This window comes from Flavobacterium sp. K5-23 (assembly GCF_023278045.1).
Taxonomy (GTDB): Bacteria; Bacteroidota; Bacteroidia; order Flavobacteriales; family Flavobacteriaceae; genus Flavobacterium.
In genome coordinates this window covers 572,819-591,638 of record NZ_CP056783.1, presented here as the reverse complement: position 1 = coordinate 591,638, position 18,820 = coordinate 572,819, and the positions used below count along the sequence as shown (strand labels likewise).

Annotated in this window: 14 protein-coding genes and 1 pseudogene; 4 read left to right on the top strand and 11 right to left on the bottom strand. The window is 34.1% G+C overall.

Annotated features, from left to right (window positions below; all coding sequences use genetic code 11):
* Nucleotides 1-38 precede the first annotated feature (38 nt).
* Nucleotides 39-1,103 (bottom strand): hypothetical protein, encoded by a 1,065-nt coding sequence (locus tag FLAK523_RS02700; RefSeq protein ID WP_248906303.1) that lies wholly within the window; start codon nucleotides 1,101-1,103, stop codon nucleotides 39-41.
* Between the two features lie 240 nt (nucleotides 1,104-1,343).
* Here FLAK523_RS02700 and FLAK523_RS02695 point away from each other — a divergent pair, with 240 nt between their 5' ends.
* Complete coding sequence (locus FLAK523_RS02695) at nucleotides 1,344-1,937, top strand: thymidine kinase (protein WP_248906301.1); 594 nt, start codon at nucleotides 1,344-1,346, stop codon at nucleotides 1,935-1,937.
* Nucleotides 1,938-2,084: 147 nt separating this feature from the next.
* Here FLAK523_RS02695 and rpoN read toward each other — a convergent pair whose 3' ends face one another.
* Together rpoN and asnS are read right to left on the bottom strand one after the other, a co-directional pair.
* Entirely contained in the window at nucleotides 2,085-3,551 is a 1,467-nt protein-coding gene (rpoN, locus tag FLAK523_RS02690; RefSeq protein WP_248906300.1) for an RNA polymerase factor sigma-54, read from the bottom strand.
* 128 nt (nucleotides 3,552-3,679) lie between these two features.
* Entirely contained in the window at nucleotides 3,680-5,116 is a 1,437-nt protein-coding gene (asnS, locus tag FLAK523_RS02685; protein ID WP_248906298.1) for an asparagine--tRNA ligase, read from the bottom strand.
* Between the two features lie 260 nt (nucleotides 5,117-5,376).
* Here asnS and FLAK523_RS02680 point away from each other — a divergent pair, with 260 nt between their 5' ends.
* On the top strand, nucleotides 5,377-5,835 hold the full coding sequence (locus FLAK523_RS02680; RefSeq protein ID WP_248906296.1) for an RNA methyltransferase: 459 nt from the start codon (nucleotides 5,377-5,379) through the stop codon (nucleotides 5,833-5,835).
* Between the two features lie 61 nt (nucleotides 5,836-5,896).
* Here FLAK523_RS02680 and FLAK523_RS02675 read toward each other — a convergent pair whose 3' ends face one another.
* Nucleotides 5,897-8,299 (bottom strand): RND family transporter, encoded by a 2,403-nt coding sequence (locus FLAK523_RS02675; RefSeq protein ID WP_248906293.1) that lies wholly within the window; start codon nucleotides 8,297-8,299, stop codon nucleotides 5,897-5,899.
* Nucleotides 8,300-8,499: 200 nt separating this feature from the next.
* Here FLAK523_RS02675 and FLAK523_RS02670 point away from each other — a divergent pair, with 200 nt between their 5' ends.
* Entirely contained in the window at nucleotides 8,500-10,770 is a 2,271-nt protein-coding gene (locus FLAK523_RS02670) for a cation:proton antiporter (RefSeq protein WP_248906291.1), read from the top strand.
* 1 nt (nucleotide 10,771) lies between these two features.
* Here the strand turns inward: FLAK523_RS02670 and FLAK523_RS02665 are convergent, their stop codons facing one another.
* The 7 genes and pseudogenes from FLAK523_RS02665 to FLAK523_RS02640 all read right to left on the bottom strand — a co-directional run bounded on the left by FLAK523_RS02665 (nucleotide 10,772) and on the right by FLAK523_RS02640 (nucleotide 18,103).
* The gene (locus FLAK523_RS02665; RefSeq protein WP_248906289.1) at nucleotides 10,772-13,270 is read right to left on the bottom strand and encodes a DUF5686 family protein; all 2,499 of its coding nucleotides are present in this window, start codon (nucleotides 13,268-13,270) and stop codon (nucleotides 10,772-10,774) included.
* Between the two features lie 109 nt (nucleotides 13,271-13,379).
* Nucleotides 13,380-13,475, bottom strand: a pseudogene (locus FLAK523_RS15255) (ribosome recycling factor); the annotation flags it as partial.
* A 72-nt stretch (nucleotides 13,476-13,547) separates the two neighbouring features.
* Nucleotides 13,548-14,006 carry a hypothetical protein gene (locus FLAK523_RS02660; protein WP_248906287.1) on the bottom strand — a complete coding sequence of 153 codons (459 nt, stop codon included), beginning with the start codon at nucleotides 14,004-14,006 and terminating at the stop codon, nucleotides 13,548-13,550.
* A 16-nt stretch (nucleotides 14,007-14,022) separates the two neighbouring features.
* Nucleotides 14,023-15,597 carry a hypothetical protein gene (locus FLAK523_RS02655; protein WP_248906286.1) on the bottom strand — a complete coding sequence of 525 codons (1,575 nt, stop codon included), beginning with the start codon at nucleotides 15,595-15,597 and terminating at the stop codon, nucleotides 14,023-14,025.
* Between the two features lie 324 nt (nucleotides 15,598-15,921).
* Complete coding sequence (frr, locus tag FLAK523_RS02650; protein ID WP_248906284.1) at nucleotides 15,922-16,485, bottom strand: ribosome recycling factor; 564 nt, start codon at nucleotides 16,483-16,485, stop codon at nucleotides 15,922-15,924.
* A 62-nt stretch (nucleotides 16,486-16,547) separates the two neighbouring features.
* The gene (gene pyrH, locus FLAK523_RS02645; protein WP_248906282.1) at nucleotides 16,548-17,255 is read right to left on the bottom strand and encodes a UMP kinase; all 708 of its coding nucleotides are present in this window, start codon (nucleotides 17,253-17,255) and stop codon (nucleotides 16,548-16,550) included.
* A gap of 68 nt (nucleotides 17,256-17,323) precedes the next feature.
* Complete coding sequence (locus tag FLAK523_RS02640; protein WP_248906280.1) at nucleotides 17,324-18,103, bottom strand: patatin-like phospholipase family protein; 780 nt, start codon at nucleotides 18,101-18,103, stop codon at nucleotides 17,324-17,326.
* A 107-nt stretch (nucleotides 18,104-18,210) separates the two neighbouring features.
* Between FLAK523_RS02640 and FLAK523_RS02635 the strand changes: the two genes are divergently transcribed.
* Nucleotides 18,211-18,819, top strand: coding sequence for a thioredoxin family protein (locus tag FLAK523_RS02635; protein ID WP_248906277.1), 609 nt, complete (start codon nucleotides 18,211-18,213; stop codon nucleotides 18,817-18,819).
* Nucleotide 18,820 lies beyond the last annotated feature (1 nt).

Sequence of the window (18,820 nt, the reverse complement as noted above, 5' to 3'; positions counted from 1 at the left end):
TTGTATTATTTTTACAAAAGCTAGGACCAAATTTTATTTTAAAGGAATTTCTTTTCAATAATTTCCATAAAACGATCTTCATAATCTTCTTTTCCTTCCCAGTTATTATAATCCGGTTTTACCATTTCTTCTATGAAATTACGTGTTTCATGGAAATTGTCAAACGTAATTAACTGATTCAATACGCGGTTGTAATCTTCGCTATTGTTGCCAAAAAGATGCTTTACAAAGGCTATTCGATCGTTAAGATCAATATCAATTCCTTTAGAAAGTTTGTCATTTAAAGAGACGATTTTGGCATCTTTTTCTTCTTTTTTTGTTTCAGCAGCAACTGATTTTTCCTCTTCTACAGCATCAAACACAATGGGAGCTAAGGCTGGTTCTACGTCGTCGACTTTCACGAAAAAAGTGTCGTTGTAATTTCCGCCTAATAAATCTTCAAACGAAATTTGAACAGCTTCCGGTTTAGTGGTAGTTTCTATTTCTTTTGAGAAGTCAATTGCAGTTTCAAATTTATCATTATCTTCTTCAAGACTCTCTTCTATGTCTTCTATGTCTTCTGTTTCTTCAACTTCTTCCTCAAAAATCAAACTCTCCTCATTTGATAATTCTACGGCATCAATTTCTTCATCAGTTTCAGTTTCATTTTCTTCCTCTAGATTTTCAGAGGTGATGTCGTCTTCCAAAGCTTCTTCTGGATCAATTTGTAGTTCCATTAAGTCTGCTTCAAAACCTGTAATAGGACTTTCGTTTTCTATTGTTTCTTCTTCAACTTCATTTTCAATTGTTTCTTCCACAACATCAACAATAACTTCCTCTTCCGCATCAATTTCTTGTGCCATGTTGCTTTCGGTCATTTCAATAACGGTCTCAACAGGTAATTCAGTAGTGTTATCAAAAAATTCTTCTATTTCATTTTCGATATTTTCTAACCCTATGGTAGGTTTAATTTCTCCATAATGCTCCTCCACAAATCGTAAAACCGACAGTTTTTCATATAATTTTTGGGTTTCCAAATGCAATTGATTGATGTCAGATTTATTTCTTATTTTTAATATTCTGTGGGCAATGCTGATTAAATCGGCTTCCAATCTTTTTTTCATAACTTTTGAAATTATAATGAGTAAGGCGTATTTTTTAAAATGTTTTATTTTTTTGCGTCAAATTTCAGAAAGAAGTGTCCTTTGTTTGATTTTTTATTAATTAAATAAACGTTCGTAAATCATCGATTTGATAAAAATTCTCTACTTTTGAATCGAACTAAAAGTGTAAAATTTTTAAGTTGGTTTATTACGGTACAAAGTAATAAAAACTATTCATTTTAAAAGGAAGAAAAAGACAAAATGTTTCTCGAAAATACAGTAAATCATAAAGAACAATTTGGTTGGATCGAAGTTATTTGCGGTTCGATGTTTTCGGGTAAAACCGAAGAACTAATTCGTCGCCTGAAAAGAGCGCAATTTGCCAAGCAAAAAGTCGAAATATTTAAACCCGCCATCGATACTCGATACCATGACGAGATGGTTGTCTCGCATGATTCAAATGAAATTCGCTCGACTCCAGTTCCAGCTGCCGCAAATATTGCTATTTTGGCTCAAGGCTGTGATGTGGTGGGAATAGATGAGGCTCAGTTTTTTGATGATGAGATTGTGACTATTTGCAACGACCTTGCGAACCAAGGGATTCGTGTAATTGTTGCCGGATTAGATATGGATTTTAAGGGAAATCCTTTTGGACCAATGCCTGCATTGATGGCTACAGCCGAATATGTGACTAAAGTACATGCAGTTTGCACTCGTACCGGGAATCTTGCCAATTACAGTTTTCGTAAATCCGACAGTGATAAACTTGTTATGCTGGGAGAAACGGAAGAATATGAGCCGTTAAGTCGTGCTGCCTATTACCACGCGATGAAAAAAGATCAAGAAGAGAAATAATTAAATCTGTAGTATAATAAAAATGGCTAAACTGTAATTCAGTTTAGCCATTTTTTTATTCGCTGTAAAAAAACCATTAAGGAATTAAGATAAATCAAGGCAAAGCTTAATTAACTCAATTTCTTAATGGTTTTAGAAAATCATAATTTATATCTTCTTCCTCATCCTGGCAACAGGAATGTCAAGTTGCTCTCTGTATTTTGCAATGGTTCTTCTTGCAATAGGATAGCCTTTTTCTTTTAGTAATTCGGCAAGTTGATCATCTGGATGAGGTTTTTTCTTGTCCTCTTCCTCGATAATATTTTGCAGTATTTTTTTGATTTCAAGTGTAGAAACATCTTCACCTTGATCGTTTTTCATGGCTTCCGAGAAGAACTCTTTAATCAACTTAGTTCCATAAGGTGTTTCCACATATTTACTGTTGGCCACACGAGAAACAGTTGATATGTCAAGCCCAACTAAATCAGCGATGTCTTTTAGGATCATCGGTTTCAATTTGGTTTCGTCCCCTTCAAGAAAATACTCTTCCTGATAATGCATAATAGCATTCATAGTCACGAATAGGGTTTCTTGACGTTGACGTATCGCATCGATAAACCATTTGGCAGAATCAAGTTTTTGCTTGATAAATTGAACAGCGTCCTTTTGAGCACCTGATTTGTCACGAGAATCCTTATAGGTTTGCATCATCTCCTGATAATCTTTGGAAACATGCAGGGAAGGTGCGTTTCTTCCGTTTAAGGTCAATTCCAGTTCGCCTTCAACAATTCTAATGGCAAAATCCGGAACTACATTTTCAGTGACTTTGTTACTTCCAGTGTAAGCTCCACCCGGTTTTGGATTCAATTTCTCAATTTCATGTATTGCTTTTTTTAGCAATTCATTCGACACATTGTATTTTTGTAATAATTTATCGTAGTGTTTTTTTGTAAAAGCGTCAAACTGATTTTCGATAATATCGACTGCTAAATCCACTGATTCCGTAGGTGTTTTGTGCTTTAACTGCAACAATAAACATTCCTGTAAATCGCGTGCACCAACACCTGAAGGTTCCAATTCATGAATTACATGTAACATTCGTTCTACTATTTTCTCATCAGTATAAATACCTTGAGTAAACGCCATATCATCAACTATATCGGGAATACTTCTACGGATGTAACCCATATCGTCAATACTTCCCACTAGAAATTCAGCAATATCACGTTCTTCATCATTCAATATAAAAGTATTCAATTGATTGATTAAATCCTGATGAAAACTAACTGAGGCCGCAAGCGGTGATTCGCGACTTTCGTCATCGTCACTGTAATTGTTAGCCTGGGTTTTGTAATCTGGCGAATCATCATCGCTTAAATATTCGTCTATGTTGATGTCTTCGGCATCTATTCTTTCTGATTCCGACTCATCGTAATCATCATAGTCTTCATTCTCGAATTCGTCTTTTTCGTAATCGTCCTCTTCACTTCCAGCTTCCAAAGCCGGATTCTCATTCATTTCTTCTAATAGACGTTGTTCAAAAGCTTGCGTAGGCAACTGAATTAACTTCATCAGCTGAATTTGCTGTGGAGATAATTTCTGGGATAATTTTAAATTTAAGAATTGCTTTAGCATAAAAAAAGTGACTGAGTTACTAAGTTACAAAGTTGCAAAGTAACTTTTGTTGACGAATTATAATTATTTTATTTACTATCTAAAAAAAACTTAGAATCTTAGCGACTTTGCAACTTAGATTCTTTGTTCTAAAATTCCGCGTTCATTGGTGTTCTTGGGAAAGGAATTACGTCACGTATGTTTGTCATTCCTGTTACAAAAAGAACCAGTCTTTCGAAACCAAGTCCGAAACCTGAGTGAACTGCTGATCCAAATCTTCTTGTGTCAAGATACCACCATAATTCTTCTTCGTCGATTCCTAATGCTTTCATCTTTTCGACCAAAACATCAAAACGCTCTTCTCTTTGAGATCCTCCTACGATTTCTCCAATTCCTGGAAAAAGAATATCCATCGCACGTACCGTTTTTCCGTCTTCGTTCAAACGCATATAAAACGCTTTGATGTTTGCTGGGTAATCAAACAAGATTACTGGGCATTTAAAGTGTTTCTCCACTAAATAACGCTCGTGCTCTGATTGTAAATCAGCTCCCCATTCGTTAATGATATAGTTAAATTTTTTCTTTTTATTTGGTGTGCACTCTCTTAAAATGTCAATTGCTTCCGTATAAGATACGCGTTTAAAGTTGTTTTCCAAAACAAAATTCAATTTGTCAAGCAAAGCCATCTCGCTTCTTTCCGCTTGTGGTTTTGATTTTTCTTCGTCAAGCAATCTTCCTTCAAGGAATTTTAAATCCTCTGGACATTTGTCTAATACGTATTTGATAACATACTGAATAAAATCTTCAGCAAGATCCATATTGTCATTCAAATCATTGAAAGCCACTTCTGGCTCAATCATCCAAAACTCTGCAAGGTGACGAGAAGTATTTGAATTCTCCGCTCTAAACGTAGGTCCAAAAGTGTAAATCTGTCCCAATGCCATAGCAAAAGTCTCTCCTTCTAACTGTCCTGAAACCGTTAGATTTGTTTCTTTCCCAAAGAAATCTTCCTTGTAATTTACTTTCCCGTCTTCGGTTCTTGGCGTTCCGTCAAATGGCAAAGCAGTTACTTTAAACATTTCACCAGCACCTTCAGCGTCAGATCCTGTGATAATTGGCGTATTAACGTATACAAACCCTTTTTCTTGAAAATAATTATGAACTGCAAATGATAATACGGAACGTACTCTCATAATCGCACCAAACATATTGGTACGCACACGTAAATGTGCATTTTCACGTAAGAAATCAAGACTTGGTTTATTCTTTGGTTGTATCGGGAATTTCTCGGCATCTGAGTCTCCAAGAATTTCCAGTTTGTTAACTTGAATTTCAAATTTCTGACCAGCACCTTTACTTTCGATCAAAGTTCCTGTTACAGAAATTGCAGCTCCAGTAGTGATTCTTTTTAAAGTCTCGTCAGGAGTATTCTCAAAATCGACTACACATTGAATGTTATTAATGGTTGAACCATCATTCAAAGCGATAAATTGATTGTTTCTAAAAGTTCTTACCCATCCTTTTGCATTTACTTCATGTAGCGTCGTTGTACTGTTTAGTAAGTCTTTAACTTTTGTGTGTCTCATTTTATGTGTATAGTTGAATTTAAAAATTGTCTCGTATTCTAACTGCAAATATAAATCATTTGTTTTAATTGTCATTAAGTCAATCAAAGCAATCGGGAGCTATTTCCAGCTATCCGCTATATCTTTTACTTTTTTAAAGAAAAAAAGTAAAAGGATGCCGCTACTATCTGGGCTAGGACGTAGTGGAATCTCAAATTCCAACTTCATTTTAATTAAATTAAAAATTTGACAAACGCCATAACAGTTTGTATTTTTGCAGGATGAATGATAATTTTATAACCGAGTATTTCGGGATAGGAATACAAAACGGAAAAACTCCTGAAAACTTGGGCGTTTTATGGCGCACGGCTCAAAACTTGGGCGCTAGTTATATTTTCACAATAGGGAATCGCTATGCAAAACAATCCAGCGACACCCATAATGCTGTAAAATCGATTCCGTATTTTCATTATGAAACCTTTGAAGATTTCTATAAAAACCTGCCCAAAGGGGCCCGATTAGTAGGAGTGGAGCTTGATGATAATGCAGTAGATTTAGAAACTTTTGAACATCCAAGGCGTTGCGTCTACCTATTAGGTGCCGAAGACAATGGTCTCTCTAAAAAAGCCATCGAAAAATGTCATTATTTAGTCAAATTCAAATCCGAAAAAAGCTTAAACGTTTCTGTTGCGGGAAGTATTGTGCTTTATGACCGCGGTCTTAATAAACCCAGATCATAGCCTAAATATTTAACAGCCCCAAAAAGTTAGTCACTAATTGGGGATATTTTATAAAAGAATATTAAAGGTCTGTGTCATCTTCCATATTGCTTAAAACATCAATTTTGGGCTCGATAAATTCCTGTTTGTTAGCTAATGATTTGTTTAAAGTTAAAACCAAACAAGGCAATAACATTAAATTAGATAACATCCCGAAAATTAAGGTTACCGCAATTAATCCACCTAGAGCAATAGTACCACCAAAATCCGATAGCATAAACACAGAGAATCCTGCAAAAAGAACTACCGAAGTATAAAACATACTGATTCCGGACTCCCTAATGGTCGCAAAAACCGACTTTTTTATCTTCCATTTGTTGTGTGTTAATTCCTGACGGTATTGTGCCAAAAAGTGAATTGTATCATCAACAGATAATCCAAAAGCAATACTAAAAACTAATATAGTTGAAGGTTTAAGCGGTATGCCAAAATACCCCATCAATCCAGCAGTAATCATTAAAGGCAATAAATTAGGGATTAATGAAACCACCACCATTTTAAAGGAACGGAACATAAATACCATTAATAACGATATTAATAAAACAGCAAAAAGCAGTGATGTGATTAGATTGTCCAGTAGGTATTTTGTGCCTTTCTCAAAGACTAAAGCTTTACCTGTCATCACCACATTATAGCGATCAGCGGGAAAAATTTTATTGGTTTTGTCTAGAAGTTTCTGTTCTATATTAGCCATATTCCCTGTCCCAATATCCCTCATAAAGGTTGTGATTCGGGCTACCTGTCCTGTGCTATCCACATAGCTTTTCATAATGTTATCCTGAGTGTTTTTGGTTGCGTTCTTGGCATAACTCAAAATGAAATTTTGTTCTTGTGAGCTTGGTAGCTCATAATATTCTGGATTACCATTATAGTAAGCTTGTTTTGAATATTTCACCAAGTTCAGTATTGAAATGGGTTTAGAAAGTTCAGGAATTTCTTCGATAGTCTTTTGAAGTTCATCCATTTTTCTCAAAGTAGAAAGCTTCATAACACCTTTTTTTCTTTTGGTGTCAATCGTAATTTCAAGAGGCATTATCCCTTCAAATTCTTTTTCGAAAAATAAAATATCTTTATAAAACCCAGTGTTTTTTGGCATATCCTCAATCAAACTTCCTGAGGTTTTTATTTGAAGAGCACCAAAAGAGCTCACGATAAATAAAATAACAGCAACGATATAAACATGACGTCTGTTGTGTTTCACCATTTTTTCTATCCAAGCCATAAAGGTTTTGGTGTAATTACGGCTCAAGTGTTTCAGGTGTTTTTCTTTAGGAACCGGTTGGTAGCTATAGTAAATAGGAATAATAATAAGGCACAAAAAGAACAGCGCCACGATGCTTATCGAGGAAATAATACCAAATTCCTTTAACAATTCACTATTTGTAATAATGAATGTGGCGAAACCGGCTGCAGTCGTCAAGTTGGTCATTAGTGTTGCAGTTCCCACTTTGGTAATCACTCTTTGAAGTGCACGGGCTTTGTTTCCGTGGGCAATATATTCTTGCTGATATTTATTGGTCAGAAAAATACAATTCGGAATTCCTATCACAATAACAAGCGAAGGCACTAATGCGGTAAGCACTGTAATTTCAAAATTGAATAACCCAAGAAATCCAAAAGTCCACATCACGCCAATAATAACGATGACAATTGATATTAATGTTGCTCTAAACGAACGAAAGAAGAAAAAGAATATCAAAGAAGTTATTAGTAGGGATGCGCCAATGAATAAACTTATCTCATCAGTAATACTTTTTGCATTCAGTGTTCTTATGTATGGCATTCCGGAAACACGTAAGTCAATTCCCGTCTCTTTTTCAAAAGCTTCTATTTTTGGAATAAAATAGTTAATGATGAAATCTTTACGTTGTGGTGTGTTTACGATTTCTTTATCCAAATAAATCGCTGAACGAATTGTTCCGTTTTTTTTGTTAAAAAGCAAGCCTTCGTAAAAAGGCATTTTTTCAAATAAATCATTCTTGATAAAAGCCAGGTAATTGCTGTCTACTATTTTACTTTGGTCAACAAAAGGAATTAATTCGAAAGATTGAATGCTGTCGTTTTTTTGTAATTTCTTCAGGTCGTTAATTGAAACTACCAGATCGATTTCTTTTTGGCCTTTTATTTCGGTCATTAATTTATTCCAAGCGGCAAATGCTTTTGGAGTAAAAAAAGCATCGTCCTGAACGCCTACTACAATCAGGTTTCCTTCCTCTCCAAATTTCTCCAGAAAGGCATTGTATTCTTTGTTTATGATGTGATTATCGGGAAGTAAATTAGCTTCAGTAAATGAAAATCGTATGTTTTTCCACTGAAGTGCTAAAAATAGGGTTATTAAAAGAATAACGCCTAGGATGACAATTTTGTTTTTAAGTACAATTCGGGCTATTAATTCCCAAAAACCTACTCTTAATTTCTTTTTCATAAATGCTCTAAAAATGGATGCAAATGTAGTGAAAACCACGGGGGAAACAGATGAATTGTTTAAAAATGTTTGACTCTAAATTGTACTTTTTTGTGGTTTTACAATATTTCAAATAAAAGTATATTTTAGTCATGTAGAACGTATTATAGAATTTCTCATCTTTGCGTTTTGTAAAGCAGATCAATTGTATTTTATTAAATATGAAAAACTATAAAAACACTATTTTTTACTTAGGTGTAACTGGTGGCTTCACAGCCTTAATTTATTTGATAATTCTAAGGGGAAAAGAATTACAGGCAAAAGAAACGATTTCCGTTTCAGAGTCAGGAAAGGGCTCGTGGGGAGATTTTATTTCTTCTATGGAGCATAATTTTCAGGATCCTTTGGCCATTCTTTTAGCTCAAATCGTAATGATTATTCTCGTTGCACGTCTTTTTGGGTGGATTTTCAAGAAAATTAGTCAGCCCACAGTTATTGGTGAAATTATTGCAGGAATTGTACTTGGACCCTCATTATTGGGTATGTATTTCCCCGAGTTTTCGGCCGCTTTATTTCCTGTGGAGTCTTTAGGAAACCTGAAGTTTTTAAGCCAAATAGGACTTATACTTTTTATGTTTGTTATAGGTATGGAACTCGATATAAAAGTGTTAAAAAACAAAGCTAACGAGGCTATTGTTATTAGTCACGCCAGTATTGTAATACCATTTGCACTAGGGATAGGTCTATCTTATTTTGTTTACAATAGATTTGCTCCTGAAGGAGTTGAATTTCTTTCTTTTAGTTTATTTATGGGGATTGCGATGAGTATCACTGCTTTTCCTGTTTTGGCAAGGATTGTCCAGGAACGCGGAATTCATAAAACCAGACTTGGAGCGATTGTTATCACTTGTGCCGCTGCTGACGATATAACGGCATGGTGTCTTCTGGCTGTTGTTATTGCCATTGTAAAAGCAGGGGATTTCGTAAGTTCGTTATATGTGATTTCACTAGCATTAATTTATGTGATTACCATGATTTTCATAGTCAAACCATTTCTTAAAAGAATTGGGGATTTGTATAATTCTAAAGAAAGCTTAAGTAAACCAGTTTTGGCTATTTTCTTTTTGTTTTTAATTCTATCTTCTTATGCTACTGAAGTAATAGGAATTCACGCCTTGTTTGGCGCTTTTATGATGGGTTCCATTATGCCTGATATATCTAAATTCAGGTTGATATTTATTGAAAAAGTAGAAGATGTGTCTGTTATTCTTTTACTGCCACTGTTTTTTGTGTATACCGGATTGAAAACTGAAATAGGCTTGATTAACGATATTTATTTGTTAAAAGTGACTGGAGCAATCATTCTTGTTGCGGTTGTAGGGAAGTTTTTAGGAAGCGCTTTGGCTGCTCGGTTTGTTGGGCAAAGTTGGAAAGACAGTATGACTATCGGTGCTTTGATGAATACTAGAGGCTTAATGGAGTTGATTGTTTTAAACATTGGATTAGAACTTAAAGTTTTAACTCCTGAGGTGTTTACTATGATGGTAATTATGGCGTTAGTGACAACTTTTATGACTGGACCCGCTCTAGACTTGATCAATTATATTTTTAAAAATAAAGAAGAAGCATCTATAGAAGACGATACGATTTCGAGTAAATTCCGAATCCTTATTTCTTTTGGAAGTCAGGAAAAAGGGAAGTCATTATTGAGACTGGCTAATTGTTTAACTAAAAAACAAAAAAGCGCAACCACTATAACAGCGATGCATTTGTCCTTAAGCGATGAGTTACATACTTTTAGTTTAGAAGATGAAGAAAAGAGCAGTTTCCTGCCTATTTTCGAAGAATCAGAGCTTTTAAATCAGGAAATTGACACCATTTATAGGGTGACTTATGACATTGAAAATGAAATTGCTGAGGTGGCTAATCAGGGAGATTTTGATTTACTGCTCATTGGTCTTGGTAAATCTATTTTTGACGGTACACTATTAGGGAAAGTAATTGGTTTTACAAGTAGAATTATCAATCCGGATCGCTTGCTTGATAAATTCACGGGGAAAGAAGGATTGTTTGAAAATTCTCCTTTCGATGAAAGAACAAGACAGATAGTTTCTAAAACCAAGATGCCTTTAGGGATTTTAATTGACAAAGACTTGCAAGAAGTTAAACAAGTTTTTGTTCCAATTCTTAGATCTGAAGACGCTTTTTTAATTGATTATGCCCAGAAATTTATTTTTAATAATAATTCTCATATTCGCATTATGGATGTGAATGGCTATGTGAATACTAATTTTGTTATTAGAAGTGTTATCGATTCTCTTGAACAAAATCATCCTAATAACATAGATGTTGTTAACAACAATAAAGAGAATTCAAACTTTTTAGACCATCAAGATCTTATGTTAGTTAGTTTTGAAAGCTGGAAATTACTTGTAGATTCAAGAAGCGAATGGTTGAGAGGAGTTCCATCTGTTTTAATTATTAAACCTTAAGTTACAATCCTAGATTAAGAACAAAACTCAGTTTGATAGCGATGTTATCTTCAAATTTACTTAGCTGATTCGGGCCATAGCGATAAAATGCAGTTAGTCCAAGTCCGTTAAATATTTGATTTAGTTCTATACCGGATTCAAAAAAACCGTCGTTTAATGTTTTGAATTCTAACCCCAAATGTTGTTCTGGTTTGGTCATATTTCCCCAAGCCATTCTTGAAACCAGTACCAAAGATGGTTTTACTTTTTCGAAAATTTTCACTCTTTTAAAACCGTGTTTGAATTGGAAAAACGCAAATTCACTGGAGAAAAATTCATTGAAATACATAGTTTCAAAACTATTTTTTCCTGCGAAAGTCATTCTTTTAATAATGGTTTCTTTGGTAATGTTATTTGGAGAATTGTTATACAGATGCGTTAGAGGAATATCGCCAAGAGCATATCCGGCCTCAAAAAGCAAACTTGTTTTCTGTCCGTTTAAATATTTTTTCTCATATTCTGTTCGGAAGTCTATTTTAGTGTATTCAAAATCATTATCCCATACTTTTGGCAAAGATTGTGTGAACTGAAAAGTGAATTTTGGAAATCTTTTTTCGACTTCGATTCTTCCTGTCGGGGTTTGCATATAATCGCTAAACGGATTCCATTGTATCGAAACCATAGCGGTAGTCAAAGTGTATTGATGGAACAATTTACCGTTCAAATTATAAGTGTAATCAAATTTCGGGTCAACAACAGCATGGTTGAATTCCCAAACACTCTCTGATTTTGGGAGTATTTTAGTTTCCACAAATGCTTTCCAACTCACATAATTATAAAAAGTGCTTATGTTTATGGGTCTTGGATCATAAATTTTAAAAGGTTTTTTCACAACAGGAAAGATGGTACTACCTATTTCCCGTAAATCATCAGTATAGGAAGCGCCAATCCATGTATTGGAGAATTTTTCAAGTCTGCTGGAAAAACCTATGTTGTATTTGAAAGCCCCATCTTTAGTACCGTAAGCAGAATAGCCTTCGATTTTATATTTTCTGGAAAATTGCTCGTTTGTAACACCTCCAACACCGAGTCTAAAACCCTCGTAGTTATTGTAACTAAAAACTTTACGCAGGTTGAGGTCAATAAAGCCCAGCGGCAAATAGCCATTGATGACTTTTCTTCCAAAACGAATGCGGCTTTCGATTCTCTTTTTTATCGAAATGCTATCAAGTGCGGTATATGTATTTAGACTCCGGCTGTCTAGGCTGTCTTTTCTATAAGTGTTCCAGAAACTATCGGGTTTGTTGATAGCATCGTCTTTGATTTCGATAGCAACTGCCGATTTATTGATTTCAATTGGAATATTATAACGAATGTCGAAATTATTAGATTCTGACAGTAAATAAGTATAATCCGTGGATTGTTTTTTTCGAACCTTGAAATTATCTTTTATGTCTCCGTCAAATTGAATCGTGCCACCTAGAATTTTAATGTCGTCATCATTTTTTCCTTTAGCAATTTTAAAGGTTTTATGAACAGGAAACCAAATATCTTCTTCAGGAATGTATTTGAACTCATGGATGCCACTTATGTCAAGAACTCCTCTAATTCTCATAATGGCTTTGGAAACCGCAAAATTATTTTGATCGATATACAGCACCCCTTCTAAACCGGAGGATTTTCTTTTCTTTTTGTTCTTAAAATAAATCACATACGCATTTCGTCCATTTATTGAAGCGGTATCGAGTAGTTTGTAGTTATAATCCCGAAGTGCGTCCTTAGCTATTGGGCTGTTATATTTGGTTTCAAAAAGTTCGTAATTGCTGTCGTAGATAGAAAAGGATTGTAAATTAAAAGCGATGATCTCGTAAACAGGCTGTTTGAAACCCGCCATTTTGGTACCTAAAACGGTTTCTTTTAAATTGTTGTGATTGTATTGGTATAGCGATACTTTTTCCGTTTGGAACAAATGTTGTTTGCGGATGATTTCTTTAAATTTATATTTGGCGGAATCAATTTTAACGAATTTTTTTCCAAAAGTTTTTTGGACCATAATAGTATCAATTCGGCCCTTAATGGAATCAGGATTGGCTGTTACCAGAAGTCTATTGTAGGTTTTGAATTCAAAACTGCTTAATTTCTTTTGGGGATTGTTCTTGTTCTTGTTTTCAATTGCTTTTTTTATAATGGACAAAGCAGGATTGTCAGATTTAATGACAATCTCGTCTAACTCATTTTTTTTCTGGCTTAGGTTTACAACATAGAAATTTTTGCCTTTTGAAATAGCAATGGTATTTTGTTTGTAACCAACATAGGATACATCAAAACTAGAAGAAGTGCTGATTGTTTGAAAACTGAATTTTCCATCTACATCCGTGACGGTTTTTTTTCCGTCGTTTATGCTAATTGTTGCAAAGGGTAATGGCTTTGTGGTAACAGCATCTTTTACAATTCCGTTTAGCTGAAATTGGGCCTGAATAGAACAAGTAAAAAGGAAAAGCAATACATATAAATGCTTCATAAAATCTATTTATTTCTAAACGGGAATACGCTAGTTTTGTTATACAAAAATAGGAATAAAAAAATCCGTTCGCCATAGGGAACGGATTTAAATATAAACTTACGAAAAGTTACACTTTCATAATCTCAGCTTCTTTATGAACAAGAAGTTCGTCAATTTTCTTGATGAAACTATTGGTTAAGTTTTGAACTTCTTCTTCAGTAGAGTTTGGGTTTACGTCGACTACTTTAACTTACTGATAGATGCGGTTTTAGAAATGCTCAAAAACTTATTTTACCTACTCACCCATACTATAAGAACTAGACATTGAAACTCTATATAGAGTAATTTCGCCTTTTTTTTGCTCGTCGCAATCAATAAGATAAATGACACAATTTACTGAAAAGGCTCCATATGTACTTTTTATAATACCGTATTTCTTAAAAAAATCAATTCCAACAATATCGTTTTTATGCTTCTTGAGAAATGATTTGTTTTCTGTTCTAGGTAAATATTTTTTGATCTGGTCTGTAGCTTTTTCGTCAAAAGAAGGTTTAATAAAATATAAAGATGTTCTCTCCGAAACCTCACCTAGCCTAATGGTATAAAAACGATAATCCGCCACAACTTCTTTGGTTTGATTTGTAGATTTTTTAAACTTTACATAAACAGTATCAAGTTTTTTGATATATTCAATATCTTGTCCATAAGTGGGGCAGTAACAAAGAAATATAAATATAAGTGCTAAGTTTTTCATTTTTTTATAAGTTTAATTAACGGTCTAATTCGTCTTTACCAGCTTTGATGTAATTTAAGTGTAAAGTTAGTGCTTCAGATGGATCAGGAAAATCCTGTTTGAAACAACTTGTCAAGTTCAATCCACTAAGGCTTATATATTTGTAATATTCCTGCCAATTAAATAGAAGTGGCTTTGATGCAGTAGAACTTGCGTAGAAACGATAAATTTCCAAATTAGCTCTTTTTGGTGCGGTTGTCACCAAATCTCTAATTTCAAAAAGTACCTGTTGCATTGTGGGGATCATATGGTTATACATAAAATCGTGTTGTTCATCATAAGTCGGGTACATCGAGTTTAAAATTTTCGCAAAATCAACTCCAGTAGCGGGATAATTGGCTTTAACAAAAAGATATGCATGAATACATTCGTGTAAAATGGTTTTGGCATTTTCAATATTGGTTTGGCTTTTAGTTGTTCCCGCTATCAATATTTGTTTGCTTATTTTTATAATAAGATTTTTTGTAACTGGGTCTTGACTTGTTGTCGCATTTACCTCTTTTTTTGTTGGATCGTTATCTTCATATACATGTTCCTCAATCTCAAATTTGACATTATCTCTTTTACTGTCTTTAAAAACATCAAGAAATAGTCTTTTAAACTCTGGTGATTTGGTTAATGACTTGTAGATCGAATTAAATTTTGCTCCTTCGGTTGTTGCATCCGTAATGGTTGATATCTCAATATTCATTGGTGAATTCAATGAAGCCTCTACATCAAATTTCTTTGCAAACTTACCGTACATTTGGGAAATCATATGAGAAGCAATTTCTTTTGCTTCATCAGTAGGATTTTGATTTAAATAAATGCTGATTTTTTGCTTGTCTAAATTGTTTTCGGGGTTATCCCACCACGCTTTTTGTCCATCATTTAAAAGCTGTTCAAAGATATTTATTTCATAATCATAATTAGGTGTACTACCACCACTCCCAACATTATTACCAATCATTAATTCATTAGGTACGGGGCCGCTGTTATCGTACCCGCTTACAAAAGGGCAAGTGGTAACTAATAGGATTTCATAGTATGCATAATACATTTTATCACCGCAACGCTCACCTGGACTATGATTTTTACCGTTTTCACAGTTATGTGATATTATCGATGCTTTTGTTGTACAATCGCTTGCAGTTCTAGCGGTTGTTGAAGTAGTTTGTTTTTGATTTTGTCCGTTGATGAATATACTTTCGGACCTTATTTTATGCTTGAGGTCAAGCATCTGGATTTTTCCCGTAAAAGTTTTTTCATTAATAGAATCAATGGGCGTGTCAGGTATGAATTTTAAGTAGCCTGCTTTTTCTGTACTATCCTTTTTTGTAATCACATAATACATAAAATAAGGGTTTTTTATAGAATAGCTGTTAACTAGAAGTAGATAAGTGGTGTATTCGTTTCCTTTTACTATTTTAGTGAAATTCAAATTACTTTTATTTCCATTTTTCTCTAAGATACTTTCTTGAGTATTGGATTTAAATGTTTCGGTATGGCTCAGTATTGTTTGGGTTTGAATTTCCAAAAGTAATTTGTCAATAGTTATTTTTTCTGAAGTCACATAGGGGTTATCAGCGGTGCTAATTATGTTTTCTGTAGAATCACATTGAATGAACAAGAAGGAAACAAGAAGGAAACAAGAAGGAAACAAGAAGGAAACAAGAAGGAAACAAGGTTTTAATTTTTCTCATACGGTTTTAATTTTTTAATTTTGGCAAATTAACAGTATTATTCTGAAGTAAACAAATTATATTGAGTAAAAATACTTACAAAAGTATTTTTTAAAATCTTAATTGAATCCAGCTTAACAAACAAAAGCCGAAGATTATCTTTGGATAATTTCGGCTTTTGTAAAAAATTCGATAAAAATGTTTATTACGAAAAGTTACACTTTCATAATCTCAGCTTCTTTATGAACAAGAAGCTCGTCAATTTTCTTGATGAAACTATTGGTTAAGTTTTGAACTTCTTCTTCGGCACTTTTACAAATGTCTTCTGATGTTCCGTCTTTTTCTAACTTTTTAATATCTGAATTAGCGTCTTTACGAACATTTCTAACTCCTATTTTAGCGTCTTCAGCTTCCACTTTTGCTTGTTTTGCTAAATCACGTCTTCTGTCTTCAGTCAATGGTGGAACGCTAATTATGATTAAGTCACCGTTGTTCATTGGATTAAATCCAATATTTGCCACCATAATAGCTTTCTCTATAGTGTGTAGCATGGTTCTTTCAAACGGCTGTAGTGTAATGGTTCTTGCATCTGGTACACTAATTTTTGCCACTTGAGAAAGAGGTGTTGCTGAACCATAATAGTCAACAAATACACTTCCTAACATCGCTGGAGAAGCTTTTCCCGCACGAATGTTCAAAAACTCTTTTTCTAAGTGAGCTATAGAACCTGTCATTGATTCTTTAGTACTATCTAATATAAATTCAATTTCTTCTGTCATAACTTTTTATTTAGTGGTTAGTGAATCAGTTCCTCTATAAACGGAACAATGAACGCTGCTAACTATATATTTACTACTGTTCCTATGTTTTCTCCTTCACAGATTTTTTCCAGGTTACCAACTTTATTCATGTCAAAAATCACGATTGGTAATTTATTTTCTTGGCTTAAAGTAAAAGCGGTTGTGTCCATTACGTTCAATCCCTTTTTCAATACATCTTCAAATGAGATAGTGTCAAATTTTAATGCATTAGCATTTTTCTCTGGATCTGAATCATAAACTCCATCTACACGTGTTCCTTTTAAGATTACATCAGCATGAATTTCAACTCCTCTAAGTACAGCTGCGGTATCAGTTGTGAAATAAGGATTTCCTGTTCCTGCACCAAAAATCACAATTCTTCCTTTCTCAAGGTGACGTACTGCTCTTCTTTTAATATAAGGTTCAGCAATAGCTTCGATTTTTAAGGCTGTCTGTAAACGGGTAAGCATCCCTTTGTCTTCAAGAGCGCCTTGTAAGGCCATTCCGTTGATGACAGTAGCAAGCATTCCCATATAATCTCCTTGTACGCGATCCATTCCATTACTGGCTCCCGCTACACCTCTAAAAATATTTCCTCCGCCTATTACGATGGCAATTTCAACACCTTTATCGTGAATTTTTTTGATTTCTTCAGCATATTCAGCTAATCTAACGGGATCAATACCGTATTGTCTTTCGCCCATCAATGCTTCGCCGCTTAATTTTAGAAGAATTCTTTTATATTTCATGTGTTTGTTGTGTTATTTTGTGCAAATATAGGGATATTCTTTTTTTTTGAAATAGTGTCTCTTAAATTTTATAAATTTAGTTTCTCATAAGATTCCTTAGCGGCTTCATATCCAATTTTGAAAATAGCATCCATTTTTAGTCTATTGGTTTCAAAAGTGCTGTAAAGCGTTAGTTCCTTGGGCTCAATTACCCAATCACAAATATTGAATTTTTGAACATTTGAATTTGCTGAAAGGATATCAAATGCTCTTGTAGTTACCGCTTTTATCGAATTTAAATCTTTGGCTTCGATTATTTGTATCGGACTGACATAAATTCCAATAATTGTTTCGCATTGTCCCTGAAGTATGTCAGTAGGGAAATGATTTAATATTCCGCCATCACTATACGGTTTTCCTTTTATTTCATACGGGGACATAACACCCGGATATGCCGAAGAAGCTAAAATCGCATCGACTATTTTTGTTTCCGGTCCAAAAACTTTCAGATTACCTCTTACCATATCAGTTGCTGTAACCATTGTAGGGATTTTTAATTCTCCTAAAACAGAATTCTTAAAAATAGAATGAAAATTAGCTTTAAATGATTCAGAATCAATAAACCCTGCTTTTTTAAAAGTAAGGTGCCTCCAGTGAAACAAATAGATGGATTTAAAAAACTCTAAAATTTCTTCGGGGGATTTTCCCCAGGAATACAATGTACCCACTATTGACCCTGCACTGGTTCCAGCGATTAGATTAGGGCGAATGTTTTTTTCTTCCAGAAATTTAATTGCTCCTGCATGTGCTAAACATTTTGATCCGCCACCAGAGAGTACAAGTCCAATTGAATTTGTGTTCAAAGTCATTTTCTATAATTTGATATAAAAGTACATTTTTTTGTTTCTGAATGTGACTTTAGTCATACTTTAAGTGGTGAAATTGTGTTATTTTTGTTAGAAACAAAAATATAATTATGAAACCCACGATAGCTAAAGCATTGTTTAATAGTTATTCTTATTCAGAATATAGAAAAATAGTTTCTGATTTATTAAAAGACGGGAAATCTACTGGTAACGAACAATCAGAAGCCTTAACCCATTATAGTAGTTTGAATGAAACGCGTTTAAATCGTTTGGAAAAAACGATGAAAGTTTCTGAGGAAAACATTATCAAAATAAAGTCTCTTGAAAAAGATTATATATGGCTTGTTCTTTCAGAAGGATGGTGTGGTGATGCTGCGCAAATTGTTCCAATATTCGAAAAAATGGCTGCAGAATCCGAAGGTAAGATTGATTTAAAAATTGTTTTACGTGATGAAAACGAAGACCTGATGAATTTGTTCTTGACCAATAAAGCAAAGGCTATCCCTAAACTAATTATAATCAATAAAGAAACTGGTGGCTATCTTGGTCAATGGGGCCCAAGACCAAAAGGGGCAACGGATCTTATTGTGGATTATAAAAAAGAACACGGTGTGGTTGATGAAACTGCAAAAGCCAACTTGCAACTTTGGTATTTACACGACAAAGGCTTGTCTACCCAGGAGGAAATTATAGAGTTGTTACAAAGTTTTGACGAATAAG